General features: G+C 74.5%; 13 protein-coding genes. 5 read left to right on the forward strand and 8 right to left on the reverse strand.

From position 1 onward, the window contains the following. Nucleotides 1-121: 121 nt before the first annotated feature. Nucleotides 122-838: an ABC transporter ATP-binding protein gene (locus tag ACF1BN_RS02145; RefSeq protein ID WP_392329661.1), complete on the reverse strand. Its 717-nt coding sequence runs from the start codon at nucleotides 836-838 to the stop codon at nucleotides 122-124. Continuing rightward, the gene (locus ACF1BN_RS02150) at nucleotides 835-1,908 is read right to left on the reverse strand and encodes an ABC transporter permease (protein WP_392329662.1); all 1,074 of its coding nucleotides are present in this window, start codon (nucleotides 1,906-1,908) and stop codon (nucleotides 835-837) included. The genes ACF1BN_RS02145 and ACF1BN_RS02150 overlap by 4 nt, the downstream gene beginning before the upstream one ends. Nucleotides 1,909-2,020: 112 nt before the next feature. Between ACF1BN_RS02150 and ACF1BN_RS02155 the strand changes: the two genes are divergently transcribed. Together ACF1BN_RS02155 and ACF1BN_RS02160 are read left to right on the forward strand one after the other, a co-directional pair. Next, complete coding sequence (locus tag ACF1BN_RS02155; RefSeq protein ID WP_392329663.1) at nucleotides 2,021-3,208, forward strand: sensor histidine kinase; 1,188 nt, start codon at nucleotides 2,021-2,023, stop codon at nucleotides 3,206-3,208. Further along, on the forward strand, nucleotides 3,205-3,843 hold the full coding sequence (locus ACF1BN_RS02160; RefSeq protein ID WP_392329664.1) for a response regulator: 639 nt from the start codon (nucleotides 3,205-3,207) through the stop codon (nucleotides 3,841-3,843). The genes ACF1BN_RS02155 and ACF1BN_RS02160 overlap by 4 nt, the downstream gene beginning before the upstream one ends. A 49-nt stretch (nucleotides 3,844-3,892) precedes the next feature. Here ACF1BN_RS02160 and ACF1BN_RS02165 read toward each other — a convergent pair whose 3' ends face one another. Next, nucleotides 3,893-4,222: a DUF5955 family protein gene (locus ACF1BN_RS02165; protein ID WP_392329665.1), complete on the reverse strand. Its 330-nt coding sequence runs from the start codon at nucleotides 4,220-4,222 to the stop codon at nucleotides 3,893-3,895. A 157-nt stretch (nucleotides 4,223-4,379) separates the two neighbouring features. Between ACF1BN_RS02165 and ACF1BN_RS02170 the strand changes: the two genes are divergently transcribed. After that, complete coding sequence (locus ACF1BN_RS02170) at nucleotides 4,380-5,009, forward strand: NTP transferase domain-containing protein (RefSeq protein WP_392329666.1); 630 nt, start codon at nucleotides 4,380-4,382, stop codon at nucleotides 5,007-5,009. 255 nt (nucleotides 5,010-5,264) lie between these two features. Beyond that, a complete protein-coding gene (aceB, locus tag ACF1BN_RS02175) occupies nucleotides 5,265-6,887 on the forward strand; it encodes a malate synthase A (RefSeq protein ID WP_392329667.1) in 1,623 nt (540 codons plus the stop codon). A 285-nt stretch (nucleotides 6,888-7,172) separates the two neighbouring features. On the opposite strand, the gene ACF1BN_RS02180 is transcribed toward aceB, so the two are convergent. Then, nucleotides 7,173-8,975 (reverse strand): hypothetical protein, encoded by a 1,803-nt coding sequence (locus ACF1BN_RS02180; RefSeq protein ID WP_392329668.1) that lies wholly within the window; start codon nucleotides 8,973-8,975, stop codon nucleotides 7,173-7,175. Nucleotides 8,976-9,034: 59 nt separating this feature from the next. Further along, nucleotides 9,035-9,988: a fibronectin type III domain-containing protein gene (locus tag ACF1BN_RS02185; protein ID WP_392329669.1), complete on the reverse strand. Its 954-nt coding sequence runs from the start codon at nucleotides 9,986-9,988 to the stop codon at nucleotides 9,035-9,037. Nucleotides 9,989-10,131: 143 nt separating this feature from the next. Between ACF1BN_RS02185 and ACF1BN_RS02190 the strand changes: the two genes are divergently transcribed. Beyond that, nucleotides 10,132-10,743, forward strand: coding sequence for a hypothetical protein (locus ACF1BN_RS02190; RefSeq protein WP_392329670.1), 612 nt, complete (start codon nucleotides 10,132-10,134; stop codon nucleotides 10,741-10,743). A 119-nt stretch (nucleotides 10,744-10,862) separates the two neighbouring features. Here the strand turns inward: ACF1BN_RS02190 and ACF1BN_RS02195 are convergent, their stop codons facing one another. The 3 genes from ACF1BN_RS02195 to ACF1BN_RS02205 all read right to left on the reverse strand — a co-directional run bounded on the left by ACF1BN_RS02195 (nucleotide 10,863) and on the right by ACF1BN_RS02205 (nucleotide 15,479). Beyond that, nucleotides 10,863-12,203: a nucleobase:cation symporter-2 family protein gene (locus ACF1BN_RS02195; protein WP_392329973.1), complete on the reverse strand. Its 1,341-nt coding sequence runs from the start codon at nucleotides 12,201-12,203 to the stop codon at nucleotides 10,863-10,865. Nucleotides 12,204-12,593: 390 nt separating this feature from the next. After that, nucleotides 12,594-13,985 (reverse strand): 8-oxoguanine deaminase, encoded by a 1,392-nt coding sequence (locus ACF1BN_RS02200; protein WP_392329671.1) that lies wholly within the window; start codon nucleotides 13,983-13,985, stop codon nucleotides 12,594-12,596. A 75-nt stretch (nucleotides 13,986-14,060) separates the two neighbouring features. Beyond that, nucleotides 14,061-15,479, reverse strand: coding sequence for a nucleobase:cation symporter-2 family protein (locus ACF1BN_RS02205; protein ID WP_392329672.1), 1,419 nt, complete (start codon nucleotides 15,477-15,479; stop codon nucleotides 14,061-14,063). Between the last annotated feature and the right edge of the window lie 13 nt (nucleotides 15,480-15,492).

Raw genomic sequence — 15,492 nt, forward strand, 5'->3', positions numbered from 1 at the left:
GGCGGCCCGCCCCCGGGGGCCCGCGGGCCCCCACCCCGCCCGGCGTTGGGCCGGCGCGGGGGCGGCGCCGGCGCCCCCCCCCCCCCCCCCCGCCGCGGCGTTTCGGCGGCTTCTCGGCCGCCTACTCGACGGCCTCCCGGGAACGCCCCTCCAGGAGGGCCCCCGCGGGCTCCTCCGTCAGGCGGCCGTCCTCGACCGTCGCCACCCGGTCCGCCGCCGCCAGGTGGGAGCGGTCGTGGGTGACGAGGACCGTCGCCGTGCCCCGGTCCCGGGTCAGGGCGGCGAGCAGCGCGACCACCGCCGCCCCCCGCTCGTGGTCGAGCGCGCTCGTGGGCTCGTCGACCAGCAGGACCGCGGGCTCGTTCATCAGCGCCCGCGCGATGTTCACCCGCTGCCGCTGCCCGCCGGAGAGCTGGTGCGGCCGGCGGCCGGCCCGGTCCGCGAGGCCGACCGCGTCGAGCAGCTCCATGGCCCGGTCCCGTACCGACCTCGGCCGGCGGCCCGACAGGTGCGCCATGACCTGGAGCTGTTCGGCCGCCGTCAGCGAGGGCAGCAGGTTCGGCTGCTGGAAGACGATCCCGATCGACGTCCGGCGCAGCGCCGCCTGCCCCGCGGCGTCGAGCCCCGCCGTGTCCGTGCCGGCCACGGCGACCCGCCCCCGGTCGGGCGTCACCAGGGTCGCGGCGACGGCGAGCAGGCTGGACTTGCCGGAGCCGGAGGGGCCGACGACGGCGGTCATCCGGCCCGGCGGGACGGTGAGGGAGACGGCGTCGAGCGCGGTGAGGCGGCCGTCACCGTCCGGGTAGGTGAGGGTGACGGCATCGAGTGCGAGGCTCATCGGACGCTCCCGAGCGCGGTGAGGGGGTCGACGGCGGTGATCCGCCGGACGGATAGCGCGGAGCCGACGGCGCCGAGCACGATGATCACGCCGGCCGGGCCGAGCACGGTCAGCGGCGCGAGCACGAAGGGCACGTCGCCGCCGCTGACCAGCGCGCCGAGGCCGACGGCGAGCCCCGTGCCCAGCAGCGTCCCGGCCACCAGCATCAGCACCGCCTGTCCCAGCGCGTCGCGCAGCAGACCGGACGTGGAGGCGCCGAGCGCCTTGAGGACGGCGACGTCACCGCCGCGCTGGATGGTCCAGACGGTGAAGAAGGCCCCGATGACGAGCGCGGAGATCACGAAGAGGAAGCCCCGCATGAGCTGGAGGGAGCCGTTCTCCGCCTGGTAGGAGCCGATGGCGGTGAGGGCGCCGTCCACCGTCCGCGCCTGCGTGCCCGCGGCCGCGTCACCCGCCGCCCAGTCGGCGTCCCCGCGCAGCGCGATCACCGTCGCCTGCTCCTCCGTGGTCGTGCCGGTGTGCCCGAGCCGCTGCCAGTCGTCGAGCGAGGTCCACACGACGGGCGTGTGGCTGTACGAGGCGTCCCCGGCGATCGCGGCGACGGTGACGTCCAGCGGGCCGAGCCGGACCGCGTCGCCGGGACGCGCGTCCAGCTCCTTCGCCGCCGACTCGGACAGGACCGCCCGGCCCGGCGCGACGGCCGCCGGGGCGAGGCCGTCGCCCGGCTCCGTACCGAAGGCGGAGACGGCGGCGGTGCGGTCGCCGGCGGCCCCGTTCAGGGTGCGGATGCCGAGCGGCGCCGCCCCGGTCACCCCGGGCCGCTCCGCCCACGCGGTCCACTGCCTCTCCGTGACCGTCGAGTCGGTGAACGAGACCGACCGCCCGTCCGGCGGGGCGGCGAAGGCGATCCGGTCGGCGGGCAGGCCGGTGACCGCGGAGATGTTCTCCCGCGCGAGTCCGGCCGTCAGCCCGGAAAGGAGCCCCACGAGCAGGGTGATCAGCACGATCACCGTGCCCATGAGGGCGAACCGCCCCTTGGCGAATCTCAGGTCTCTCCATGCCACGAACATGGGGCCCAGCCTGCTGTTCCGACCCGCTGCCGGACATCGCGCCGGGGATGGCTCCGTATTCAAACTTTCGATTGACCCGGCCGGGCCGCCCGCTGTCTACGCTGGTGGGGTCATGGATCCCCTCTCCTCCCGTCCGGCCGCCCCGCGCGTCCTCACTCCCGTCCGCCGCGCCCTGCGCCTCTGCCTGCACCTCCTCATGGCGGGGCTGCTCGTCCTCGCGGCGGTCCGCGCCGGCTCCCCCGCCGGCACCGTCCTCGCGGGAGTGACCGGCGCGGTCTACACGGCCGGGGCCCTGCTCCCCGTCGTGCGGCGGTCGCAGCCGGCCGCGGCCGGCTGGCTGGCCGTCCTCGCGCTCTCCTGGCTGGCGCTGCTGTGGGCGACGCCGGAGGCGCTGTGGATCGCCTTCCCGCTGTACTTCCTCCAGCTCCACCTGCTGCCGGCGCGCTGGTCGCTGCCGGCGGTCGCGCTGACGGCGGGCGCGGCGATCCTCTCGTACGTGGGCCACGGCGCCGCGCCGAATCCGGGCGTCTTCATCGGCCCGCCGCTCGGCGGCGCGGTGGCCGTGGCGACCGTCCTCGGCTACCAGGCGCTGTACCGGGAGAGCGAGCGGCGGCAGCGGCTGATCGAGGAACTGATCACCACCCGGGCCGAGCTGGCGGCGGCGGAGCGGCACGCGGGGACACTGGCCGAGCGGGAGCGGCTGGCCCGGGAGATCCACGACACGCTCGCGCAGGGGCTCTCGTCGATCCAGCTGCTGCTGCGGGCGGCCGAGCGGGCGCTGCCGGCGGATTCGCCGGCGGCCGGCCACATCGACCGGGCGCGCCGGGCGGCGCAGGACAACCTCGCGGAGGCGCGCCGGTTCGTGCGGGCGCTGACGCCGCCGGATCTCGAGCACGGTTCGCTGGCGGCGGCGCTGGAGCGGCTGTGCGAGCCGGGCGCGGGACCGCGGGCACGCTTCTCGGTGAGCGGGACGCCGGTGGAGCTGCCGACGCCGTACGAGGTGGCGCTGCTGCGGATCGCGCAGTCGGCGCTGGGGAACACGGTGCGGCACGCCGGTGCGGAGCGGGCGGAGATCACCCTGTCGTTCATGGAGGACGCGGTGGCGCTGGACGTGGTGGACGACGGGAAGGGCTTCGTGCCGGAGGCGGTACGGGCGTCCGCCGACGGCGGCGGGTTCGGGCTGCCGGCGACGCGTTCGCGGGCCGAGTCGCTGGGCGGCACCCTCACCGTCGAGTCGGCGCCCGGGCAGGGCACGGCCGTCGCGGTCACCCTCCCGCTCCCCGCGGGAGGTGCCCGGTGACGGCTCCCGGTACGATCCGGCTGCTGCTGGCCGACGACCATCCGGTGGTACGGGCGGGGCTGCGCGCGGTCCTGGACACCGAGCCCGGCTTCACCGTGGCCGGCGAGGCGGCGACGGCGGAGCGCGCGGTGGAGCTGGCGGCGGCCGGGGGCGTCGACGTGGTGCTGATGGACCTCCAGTTCGGTGCGGGGATGCACGGCGCGGAGGCGACCGCGGCGATCACCGCGGTGCCGGGCGGGCCGCGGGTGCTGGTGCTGACGACGTACGACACGGACGCGGACATCCTGGCGGCGGTGGAGGCGGGCGCGTCGGGCTATCTGCTGAAGGACGCGCCGCCGGAGGAGCTGGCGGCGGCCGTGCGGACGGCGGCGGCCGGGCAGTCGGCGCTGGCGCCGGCGGTGGCGCACCGGCTGATGGACCGGATGCGGACACCGGCGGAGGCGCTGACCAAGCGGGAGCTGGAGGTGCTCCAGCTGGTCGGCGAGGGCCTGTCGAACCAGCAGATCAGCAAGGTCCTCTTCCTCAGTCAGGCCACGGTCAAGTCCCATCTGGTCCACGTCTTCGCCAAGCTGGGCGTGGACTCGCGCACGGCGGCCGTGGCGGCGGCCCGGGAGCGGCGGCTGATCAGGCGCTGACCTGCTCAGGGACCGGGCCAGCGGGGCGGGCGGGCCGAAGAGCTCGACCTCAGGAACCGGGCCGGCGGGGCGGAGCGGGCGGGCCGAAGAGCTCGACGGCGTGCCGGACTCCCGTCAGGGCTTCGGACAGGACGCTGACGGAGCCGAGGGAGCCGGCGACGAGGAGGAGGCTGCGGCGCAGCCGCCACACCTCGGGGGCGCCGCTGACGGCCATGGCGTCGAGCGCGGCCAGTTCGTCCTCGGCGATCTCCCGGTCGGCGAACTCCACCCGGTGTCCGGCCAGTTCCCGCCGGAGGCGGGCCACGGCGGACCGCAGTCCGGTCACCCTCGGGTCCACTGCCTCGCCGGTCACTCGCCTCTGCCCCACGCTCCGCGACACGGTCCCCCGCTCCGAGACGTCCGTTCCCACCGGCTCAGGGCGATGGTCGGGCGCCCTGAGTGGGGGTCAGTCAACACCTCGGCCGCCCGGCGGGGAAGAGGCCGTGCGGCGCATTCATGCGACCGTGTCATTCCGTGTCATGCGGTAAGCAGGTCCCATGACGAAGACAGCCTCTCCTTCCCCTTCCTCCCCGCCGCTCGTGGCCGGGCTGCTGCTCGCCGCCGGCGGCGGGCGTCGGCTCGGCGGGCGCCCGAAGGCCCTGCTGCCGTACCGGGGCCGGCCGCTGGTCGAGCACGCGGTGCGGGTGCTGCGCGAGGGCGGATGCGCGGTGGTGCACGTGGTGCTCGGCGCGTCGGCGGAGCTCGTGAGGGAGCGGGCCGAACTGCCGGGGTGCGTGGTGGTGGAGAACCCGGAGTGGGCGGACGGCATGGGCTCGTCGCTGCGGGTCGGTCTGGCCTCGCTGGCGGCGGATCCGCGCGGGGTGGACGCGGCCCTGGTCTCGCTGGTGGACCAGCCGGGGATCGGGGCGGCGGCGGTGGGCCGGGTGCGTGCGGCGTACGGGGCGCGGGACGCGCTGGCGGCCGCCTCGTACGACGGGGAGCGGGGGCATCCGGTGCTGTTCGGCGCGGACCGGTGGGCGGGGATCGCGGCGGGCGCGGAGGGCGACCGGGGGGCGCGGGCGTACCTGGCGGCGCACCGGGACGCGGTCGCGCTGGTGGAGTGCGCGGACGTGGCCGAGCCCTTCGACATCGACACCGAGGCGGACCTTCACCGGCTGGAGGGATGAGGCGGGCCGGGTGCGGGCACCTGGAGTGAAGGAGCTGGCACCCGGAGCCATCTTCTGTCGACTCGAAGAATCTCGATATCAACAAACGATTGAACTTCCACCATGAGGAAACTAATATCCACTGCATAGAAGCGCCTGATCCCCTGTGACGGCGCTCGCGGCCGTATCTCGGCAACCGCGGCACTCCGTGCCGTCCGTGACGCCCGGCGGCCGCCAGGCAACGCCCGCGTAGTTCGCTGAAGGAAGTGACAGGTCATGTCCGCACCAGCGCCGTCCCCCCTGGTCGTCGTCGACGCCGAGCCCCTGCCGCGCCAGGAGGAGGTGCTGACGGAGGCGGCCCTCGCCTTCGTCGCCGAGCTCCACCGCCGGTTCACCCCGCGCCGGGACGAGCTCCTGGCCCGCCGCGCCGAGCGGCGCGCCGAGATCGCCCGCACCTCGACGCTCGACTTCCTGCCGGAGACCGCCGCGATCCGCGCCGACGACTCCTGGAAGGTCGCGCCGGCCCCGGCGGCCCTGAACGACCGCCGTGTCGAGATCACCGGCCCGACCGACCGCAAGATGACGATCAACGCGCTCAACTCCGGCGCGAAGGTGTGGCTCGCCGACTTCGAGGACGCCTCCGCCCCGACCTGGGAGAACGTCGTCCTCGGCCAGGTCAACCTGATCGACGCGTACACCCGGAACATCGACTTCACCGACGCCCGCACCGGCAAGTCGTACGCCCTGGGGCCCGCCGACGAGCTGGCGACGGTCGTCATGCGCCCCCGCGGCTGGCACCTGGAGGAGCGTCACCTCGCCTTCGAGGGACGCGCGGTGCCCGGCGCGCTCGTCGACTTCGGCCTGTACTTCTTCCACAACGCGCAGCGCCTGATCGACCTCGGCAAGGGCCCGTACTTCTACCTGCCGAAGACCGAGTCGCACCTGGAGGCCCGCCTCTGGAACGACATCTTCGTCTTCGCCCAGGAGTACGTCGGCATCCCGCAGGGGACCGTCCGCGCCACGGTCCTCATCGAGACCATCACGGCCGCGTACGAGATGGAGGAGATCCTCTACGAGCTCCGCGACCACGCCGCCGGCCTCAACGCGGGCCGCTGGGACTACCTCTTCTCCATCGTGAAGAACTTCCGTGACGGCGGGCAGAAGTTCGTCCTCCCGGACCGCAACGCGGTCACGATGACGGCCCCGTTCATGCGCGCGTACACCGAACTCCTCGTCCGCACCTGCCACAAGCGCGGCGCGCACGCCATCGGCGGCATGGCGGCCTTCATCCCGTCCCGCAAGGACGCCGAGGTCAACAAGGTCGCCTTCGAGAAGGTCAAGGCCGACAAGGACCGCGAGGCCGGCGACGGCTTCGACGGCTCCTGGGTCGCCCACCCCGACCTCGTCCCGATCGCCATGGCCTCCTTCGACGCCGTCCTCGGCGAGAAGCCCAACCAGAAGGACCGGCTGCGCGAGGACGTCTCCGTGGCGCCCGGCGACCTCATCGCCATCGACTCGCTCGACGCCCGGCCCACCTACGACGGCCTGCGCAACGCGGCCCAGGTCGGCATCCGCTACATCGAGGCGTGGCTGCGCGGCCTCGGCGCCGTCGCCATCTTCAACCTGATGGAGGACGCGGCCACCGCCGAGATCTCCCGCTCCCAGATCTGGCAGTGGATCAACGCGGGTGTGGTCTTCGAGAACGGCGAGACCGCCACCCCGGAGCTGGCCCGCAAGGTCGCCGCCGAGGAGCTGGCCGCCATCCGCGCCGAGATCGGCGAGGAGGCGTTCGCCGCCGGCAAGTGGCAGCAGGCCCACGACCTCCTCCTCCACGTCTCCCTCGACGCGGACTACGCGGACTTCCTCACCCTCCCCGCGTACGAGCAGCTCGTCGGCTGACACCTCCGCGCTCGCGAGCGCACCACCGCATCAGGGTCCGGCCCCCGGAGAACGCACAGATCCGGGGCCCGGGCCCTGTGCCGTGTCCGGCGCCCCACGGGCGACGTGAGGCAACCGGGACCAGGAGTCCACGCACCCGACGCGTACGGCCGCAGGCGCTCGGGCGGTGCCTGGCGCTGATCCACACGGTCCCGTCGGGCCACCGCGCCCGCCGGAACACGGCCGGCCCGGGCCCGTCGGGGACGTGTCCCACGGCGGGCCGACCCGGGCGGGGCCCGGGTCCCCTCACGGCAGACGGATGCCGAGCGGGCCGAGGACGCGTCCGGCGCCGCGCCGGTCGGCCTCGGCCATCGCCCGGACGAGGGCGGCCGAACCGCCCGGCCAGTCGGCGGCGGCCGCGTCGAAGGCGGCCCGCCGGGACTCCAGGGGCCCCCGCTTGGCGGGCAGCCGGTCGAGAAGGCTCAGGGCGCGGGCCGACACCGGCACCTGGAGGGCGTCGGCCTCCTCGCCGCGCGCCCGGAGCGCGTCGAGCGCCGCAGCGCCGATCACCGGGTCGCGCAGGGCGCCGCGCAGCGCGCCGGGCGGGGCGGCGGCGGTGTCGAGGAGTCCGAACAGGGCCCGTACGTCGGCTCCTTCGGCGGCGTGGGCATGGGCCGGGCCGAACGCGGCCAGCAGCTCCGACCAGGCGTCGGCCGTGTCCCCGCGCGCGTGCAGCCAGTCGGCGAGCACGCGCGCGGCGGGCGCGTGGGGCCACTGGGCGGCCGCGGCAACCACGTCCCGCCCGGTCCAGGCGGCGGCCTCGGTGGCGGTGGGGGCGGCGATCCGGCGGACCCGCAGGAGGTAGCGGACGGTGGCGGCGCCGCGCGGGGTGAGGCCGAAGGCGTCCCCGGAGCGCAGGACGAGGCCGGTGGCGGCGAGCCGGTCGGCGACGACGGCGAGTTCCCGGGCGGGGCCCTCCAGACGGGCCCGGTCCTCCTCGCCGATGCCGGGCGAGCCGAGCAGCCGGACGAGGTCGGGCACGGGCGGCGTGACGTACCCGCCGGTGACGCCCTCCGGGACGGTGACGGGGACGTCCTCCAGCGCGGGGTCGACGGTCCAGTCCTCGTACTCGGCGGCGCGGCGGGCGACCGAGTCGGCGGCGCAGCCGCGCTGGTAGAGCGCGTACAGCAGGTGGGGGGCCTCGCCGCCGTACGGCTCGTACTCCTCCTCGGCCAGTTCCTCCACGGCGGCGAGCAGCGCGTCGGCGTCCCGCTCGACGTCTCCGGGGGTGCCCGGGACGGCGACGGGCGGCGGGACCGGGATCGAGGGGTCGCCGTGGTAGTCCATGTGCTCGTCGAGGAGGGCGTCGGCGAGGACGAGGTGGGGGAAGTCGTCGGGCCCGGGCGCGTAGCGGGCGTAGGCGCCGGTGAGCTGGTCGGCGAGGCCGGCGGCGGTCCAGCGGTCGAGGAGCGCGGCGGTGACCCGGCCGATGCCGGCGGCGACGGCGTGGTCGGTGAGGAGCGGTCCGGCGGGGGGCGGCTCCTCGGCGTCGCGGACGTAGGCGCGGGCGACGGCCTCGGCGAGCACGGTGTCGGCGAGCGCGGTCCGCCCCATGAGGTCGGCGCGGAGCACTCCGTCGGGGAGCGGTGCGCCGTCGAGGGCGCCGATCCGCCGCCGCACGTCCTCGGCGTCGCCCAGGTCCGCCCCGACGGTGCGCAGGAGCGAGGCGTACCACCGGTGCCAGGTGAGGTTGCCGGGGTCGTTCATGGCGCGTTCGAAGTCGGATCCGGCCTCGGCGAGGACGGCGGCGACGCGCTGCCGCAGCTCTCCGTCGAAGCGGGCGGCGAGGGCGCCGAGGACGGCGGGGTAGGCGGCGAGGTCGCCGGGCGGGGCGTAGACGAAGGCCGGCAGGTCCTCGACGAGCAGGTGCCGGACGAGCTCGGGCGCCGGCTCGGGCAGGCCCCCGGTCCGGTCGGCGCCGCGCAGCGCGAGCAGTCCGAGCACGGCTTCGGCGGCGCGCAGGAAGGCGGGGTCGCGGTGCTCCGGCCTGCCGTCGAGGAGCGCCAGGAACTGGTCCAGCCCGGTATTGGTGAGAACGGTCTCGGCCACGGTTCCAGGGTAGTTCGGGGGTGCCGGGAACGGCCTGAGGGACACCCCCGGCGGGGTTCTCAGCGGACGGTGACCGTGCGGGGCGCGGAGAAGTCGCCCCAGGTGCCGTCGGGGAGGCGGGCGCGGAGGGTGAGGGTGAGGGTGGTGCCGGGGCTCGCCTGGGCGGGGAAGGTGTAGACGGCCCGGCCGGGGGGCGGGCTGGTGCCCCAGACGACGGTGGTGGCGAAGCGTCCGTCGATGTGGAGTTCGTGGTGGGTGACGGGGGCTCCGGTCCTCGGCGGGGTCCAGGTGAGGGTGACCTCGCCGCGGGCGGAGGTGGCGGCGAGGGCGAGCGGGGAGGTGTTGGGGGGCGCGCCGGGGGCGGGGGCGGTGGTGAGGTCGGCGGCGGGGCTGTCCGGGGAGGAGTTCTCGGCGGCGTCGCGGGCGCGGAGGGTGAAGGAGTAGGCGGTGCCGGGGCGCAGTCCGGTGACGCGGGCGGTGGTGGCGGTGCCGGGGGCGGTGTGGACGCGGACACCGGCCTGGTGGACGTCGTAGGCGGTGACGCGGGTGTCGTCGCGGGAGGCGGTCCAGGTGAGGACGGCGGCGTCGGAGCCGTCGGGGGTGGCGCGCAGGGTGCCGGGGGCGGTGGGGGGCCGGCGGTCCTCCGCGGTGGCGCGGAGGGTGGTCGCGGCGACGGCGGGGGTGGCGGGCGAGGTGTTGCCGGCGGCGTCGCGGGCGCGGACGGCGAAGGTGTGGCGGGTGCCGGGGGCGAGGCCGGTGACGTCGGTCATGAGGGTGGCGGCGGGGAGCTCCTTGACCTGCCGGCCGTCCTGGAGGACCTGGTAGGCGGTGACGGCCCGGTCGTCGGTGGCGGCCTCCCACATGACGTGGACGGTGGTGGCGCTGCCGGAGGTGGCGGTGAGGCCGGTGGGAACGCCTGGCGGGGTGGTGTCCTTCGGCGGCGAGGTCGTGCAGGCGGCCAGCGAGACGAGCATCGCACTGGTCAACAGGCTTGCGGCGAGCGGGCGTTGCACGGGTCGGCCTCCGTCCGTCGGAAAGGTCCAGACCTATATCGCATGCGGAGGGAGGGATTCGCAAGGGGGTGGCGCGGGGGCGTTGTCAGAGGGGTGCGCTTCACTGGAATCATTACTCTCCGTAATCGATTCTTGGGGGGATCATGACGGACCGTTCGCTGTACGTGTCGCCGGCCGGGGTGCGGCGGCGCGGCTGGACCGACGCGATGGTGCGGGAGCTGCTCGGGCTGCCGGACGTGCAGGGGCGCGATCCGCGCCGGTACGCTCCGGCGCCGGTGCGGCTGTACCTGCTGGCGCGGGTGGCGGCGGTGGAGCGGACGCCGGAGTTCGCGGCGGCCTCCGCGGCCCTGGTGGAGGCGCCCCGGAGCGCGACCGTGGGGGTGCTCGCCGTGAACCGGCGGGCGGCCGTGCTCGCGGCGGTCCGGGCGGAGCCGATCGAGGTGCCCCGGCTTCCGGCGGCCGAGCTGGAGCGGCGGGCGGTCCGGCACCGGCACCTGATGGCCGCGCGCGGCGCGGCGGCGGCCGGGGGCCGGAGGGGGGTCCCGGCGCCGGCCGGTTCGCTCGTCCGGTGGCAGGTGGGCTATCTGCGGCAGGCGCTGGCCCGGTACGAGACGCTGCTCGACGGGCTGTACGGCGACACCGGCCGCCGCGAGGCCGAGCGGCTGCTGCGGCGCAGGCTGTACGAGGCGATCGCCGCCGCCTATCCGGCGCTGGCCGGGGAGTGCGCCCGGCGGATCGCGCTGGAGTCGGCGTGAGGGCGGCGGGCACGCCGCCGCCCCGGTCCCCGCGAGGTGCGCGGGGCCCGGGGCGGGCGGGACGGCTGTGGCGCGGGGCGGTGCGGGCCCTGGCGGGCCCGGCCCTCGCGGCCGTGACCCTAGTGGGCGTGGGCCGTCTTGGCGGTGCGGATCTCCTCGCCGGGCTCCATCGGCGCCGTCACCTCGTCGTCGTCCTTGCGGCCGCCGAAGTGGTTGAAGACCACGTTGAGCAGGACGGCGGCGACACAGCCGGTGGAGATGCCGGAGTCCAGGATGATCTTCGCGGTCTCCGGGAAGGCGTGGTAGAACTCCGGCGCCGTGATCGGGATGATGCCGACGGCCAGCGAGACCGCCACGATGAGGACGTTGTTGTCCTTCTCCAGGCCGGCCTTGACCAGGGTCTGGATGCCGCTGGCGGCGACCGAGCCGAAGAGGACGACGCCCGCGCCGCCGAGGACCGGCCGGGGCACGACCGAGATCAGCGAGGCCATGACGGGCGAGAGGCCCATCAGGACCAGCAGACCGCCGCCGCAGGCGACGACGTATCGGCTGCGGATCTTGGTCATGGCGACCAGGCCGACGTTCTGGGCGAAGGCGCTGCACATGAAGCCGTTGAAGAGCGGGCTGAGCGCGGAGCCGAGGGTGTCGGCGCGCAGACCGCCGGCGATCGTCTTCTCGTCGGCGGGCTTCTCGACGATCTCGCCGAGCGCCAGCATGTCGGCGGTCGACTCGGTCATCGAGACCAGCATGACCACGCACATCGAGATGATCGCGGCGAGGGCGAACTGCGGGGCGCCGAAGTGGAACGGCGTCGGGAAGCCGACGATGTCCGCCTCCGCCACCGCGCTGAAGTCGGTGACGCCGAAGGGTATGGCGATCAGCGTGCCGAGGACCAGGCCGACGAGGACGGCGATCTGCTTGAGGAAGCCGCGGGTGAAGCGCCGCAGCAGCAGGACCACGAGGAGCGTGATGCCGGCCAGGGCGAGGAACTTCACCGAACCGTAGTCCTCGGCCGCCGGATTGGGCCCCTGGGCCCAGCCGAAGGCGACCGGCAGCAGCGAGACGCCTATCAGGGTGATGACGGTGCCGGTCACGACCGGCGGGAAGAACCGCACCAGTCTCGAGAACCAGGGAGCGGCGAGGAAGCCCAGCAGACCGGCGACGATGATCGCGCCGAAGATGATCGGCAGCGCGTCGGCCTTGTCGTCCGTCGTGTCGACGATCGCCAGCATGGGGGCGACACCGGCGAAGGTGACGCCGTTGACGAAGGGGAGCTTGGCGCCGATCTTCCAGAAGCCGAGCGTCTGGAGGAAGGTGGCGAGGCCGGCCGTGAAGAGGCTGGCTCCGGTGAGGAAGGTGAGTTCGGTGCCGGAGAGGCCGACGGCCGCTCCGACGATCAGCGGCGGGGCCACCACGCCCGCGTACATGGCGGCCACGTGCTGGAGGCCGCTGGTGAACATCTTCAGGGGGGGCAGGATCTCGTCGACCGGATGCTTGGTCCGGTCTTCCGGGGCGGTGCCTGCGTCTTGTGCATGGCGAACCTGGGGCTCGTCGGCCACGGCGGTTCCTCCGGTCGGTTACACGTCGGCGGTGACGCGGATGTCAGGGAGTCGGAGCGATGCGGTGCGAAGTGCAGGAGGTGCGGCTCGGTGCGAGGTGGTGCGGCGCGCCGGAGGAAGGGGTGCGGCGCGGGGACGGGGCCCGATGGGGGTGCGGGCCTGGTTCACCGTCCCGGGGGGCGGAGCACGACTTGGCGTACGCCGCCCCCCGGTCGGGCTGCCGCGGACCCCGCTCGGGTCCGCGGCGACCGGTCGGGGGCCGTCCCCCCCGACCGGACTCCGGGGGGAGGATCAGGCCTGGGCCGCGATGCGGGCCAGGCGCTGGGCCTCCGTGCGCGCGTCACGCGCGATGGTGTCCTCGTCGACGGTGAGCAGTCGGTTGTTCTCGACGATCTGCTTGCCGTTGACGAAGGACGCGGTGACCGGGGCCGCCGCGCCGAAGACGACGGCGGTGACCGGGTCGGCGATCGACGAGTGGCCGAGGCCGTCGATCTTCCAGAGGACGAAGTCGGCGAGCTTGCCCGCCTCCAGGGAGCCGATGTTGTCGGCGCGGCCGAGGACCTGCGCACCGCCGAAGGTGCCGAGGCGCAGGGCCTGGCGGGCGTTGAGCGCGGCCTCGCGGTGGGCACCGAGGCGGTTGATGAGCAGCGCGTTGCGCAGCTCGGTGTGGAGCTCGCCGGACTCGTTGGAGGCGGTGCCGTCGACGCCGAGGCCGACCGGGACGCCCGCCTTCAGCATGTCGGGGACGCGGGCGATGCCGGCGGCGAGGCGCGCGTTGGACGACGGGCAGTGGGCGACACCGGTCTTCGTGCGGGCGAAGGCGGCGATGTCGGAGTCGTTCATGTGGACGCAGTGCGCCATCCACACGTCCTCGCCGAGGAAGCCGGTCGACTCGAAGTAGTCGGTCGGGCCCATGCCGAAGAGCTCGTGGCAGAACTTCTCCTCCTCCACGGTCTCCGAGCCGTGGGTGTGCATGCGCACACCGAGCCGGCGGCCGAGCGCGGCGCCCTCGCGGAGCAGCTCGGTGGAGATGGAGAAGGGGGAGCAGGGGGCGACGGCGACCTGCGTCATCGAGTCGAAGGAGGCGTCGTGGAACTTCTTGACGGTCTCCTCGGTCGCGGCGAGCGCGCCCTCGGTGGTCTCGACGGCGAAGTCCGGCGGCAGGCCGCCGTCCTTCTCGCTGCGGTCCATGGAGCCGCGGGCCAGGGTGAAGCGGACGCCCATCTCGGAGGCGGCGCCGATGATGGCGCCGGAGAGGTCGCCGGAGCCCTGCGGGAAGACGTAGTGGTGGTCCATGGCGGTGGTGACACCGCCGCGGGCCATCATGGCCAGCGAACCCTGGGCGGCGACGCGCACCATCTGCTCGTCGATGCGGGCCCAGGTCGGGTAGAGCGCGACCAGCCAGTTGAAGAGGTTGTGGTCGGTCGCGAGCCCCCGGGTGATCCACTGGTAGAAGTGGTGGTGCGTGTTGACCAGGCCCGGCGTGATCAGGTGACCGGTGGCGTCGATCCGCCGGACCACGTTCTCCAGGTTCTCGGGCGCCCTGCCGGGACCGAGGGACTCGATCCGGTTGCCGGCGACGACGAGGTGGCCGGAGGCGTACTCGGTGTCCTGCGCGTCGACGGTGGCGATGGCCGCGTTCTCGATGACGATGCGCTGGGGGGCTGCCGAAGGTGCTGCCATGGCGGTGCTTCCTTCATTCCAGGGGGGTGGGGATCCCTCCACGACGGGTTCGTGGGGGGAGGGCACGGCAGGACCCTAGGAGGATTTGAGTGCCGGGGCCGAGTGACGGCTCCGGGTGCCGAGATGGTGGAAGAACAGATTCAGCAGGACGGCTACGAGCGCGCCGGCGCTGATGCCGGAGCCGAGCACGGTCTGCGCCCAGGCGGGGAATCCGGCGTAGAAGGTGGGTGCGGCGAGCGGGATGATGCCCGCTCCGAGCGCGACGGCCACCAGGATGATGTTGGAGCTGTCGTCGAGTCCGGCCTCGGAGAGGGTCCGGATGCCGCTGACCGCGATGGAGCCGAAGAGGACGATGCCGGCGCCGCCGAGGACGGGCATCGGGACCATGGAGACGACCGCGCCGAGGACCGGGAAGGCGCCGAGCACCAGGAGGGCGCCGCCGGCGACGGCGACCACGTAGCGGGAGCGGACCCGGGTGAGCGAGACGACGCCGACGTTCTGCGCGAAGGCGGAGGTGGGGAAGCCGCCGAAGACGGGGCCGATCAGGGTGGCGATGCCGTCGGTGCGCAGGCCCCGGGTGATGGTCTTCCCGTCGCTGGGCCGGTCGCAGATCTCGCCGAGGGCGAGCATGCCGGCGCTGGACTCGGTCATCAGGACCAGCATCACGATGCAGAGGGAGAGGATCGCGGCGGGCTGGAACTCGGGGGCGCCGAAGGCGAAGGGCGTGGGCAGGGCGGCGACGGGCGCCTCGCGCAGGGCGGTGAAGTCGGCCATCCCGAAGGGGATCGCGGCGAGGGTGCCGATGAGGAGCCCGAGGAGCAGCGCGATCTGCTTGAGGAAGCCGCGGCCGAAGCGCTGGAACATCAGGACGACGACCAGGGTGAAGCCGGCCAGCGCGAGGTACTTCATGGCGCCGAAGTCGGCGGCGGTCCTGTCGCCGCCCTGGGCCCAGCTGACGGGCACCGGCATCAGGGTGACGCCGATCAGGGTGATGACGACGCCGGTGACGAGCGGCGGGAAGAAGCGGAGCAGACGGCCGAAGAAGGGGCCGACGGCGAGGCAGAAGACACCGGCGACCATCACCGCGCCGTAGATGGCGGGGAGCTCGTGGCCCGGGGCGCTCGTCTCGGCGATGGCCAGCATGGGGGCGATGCCCGCGGAGGAGGCGGCGTTGACGAAGGGGAGCCGGTTGCCGGCGAAGTTCCGGACGCCGAGCGTCTGGAGGATGGTGGCGCAGCCGGCGATCAGGAGGCTGGCGGCGATGAGCCGGGTCATCCCGGCCGCGTCCAGGCCGACGGCCTGGCCGATGATGAGCGGAGGGGTGACGACGCCGGCGTACATGGCGGCGATGTGCTGGAGTGCCGCGGGGACGAGCCGCGAGGCGGGGAGCTTCTCGTCGACCGGATGGCAGGCGGCCCGGGCAGGGGCCTCGGTGGTCGACGGGGTGGAACACGGGCCTTCGGCGGACGCCGGCCCCTTTGCGGGCAGTGCCATGCTGGGTTCCCTC

It is taken from the genome of Streptomyces sp. NPDC014861 (genome assembly GCF_043081625.1).
In the GTDB taxonomy this organism is placed as follows: domain Bacteria; phylum Actinomycetota; class Actinomycetes; order Streptomycetales; family Streptomycetaceae; genus Streptomyces.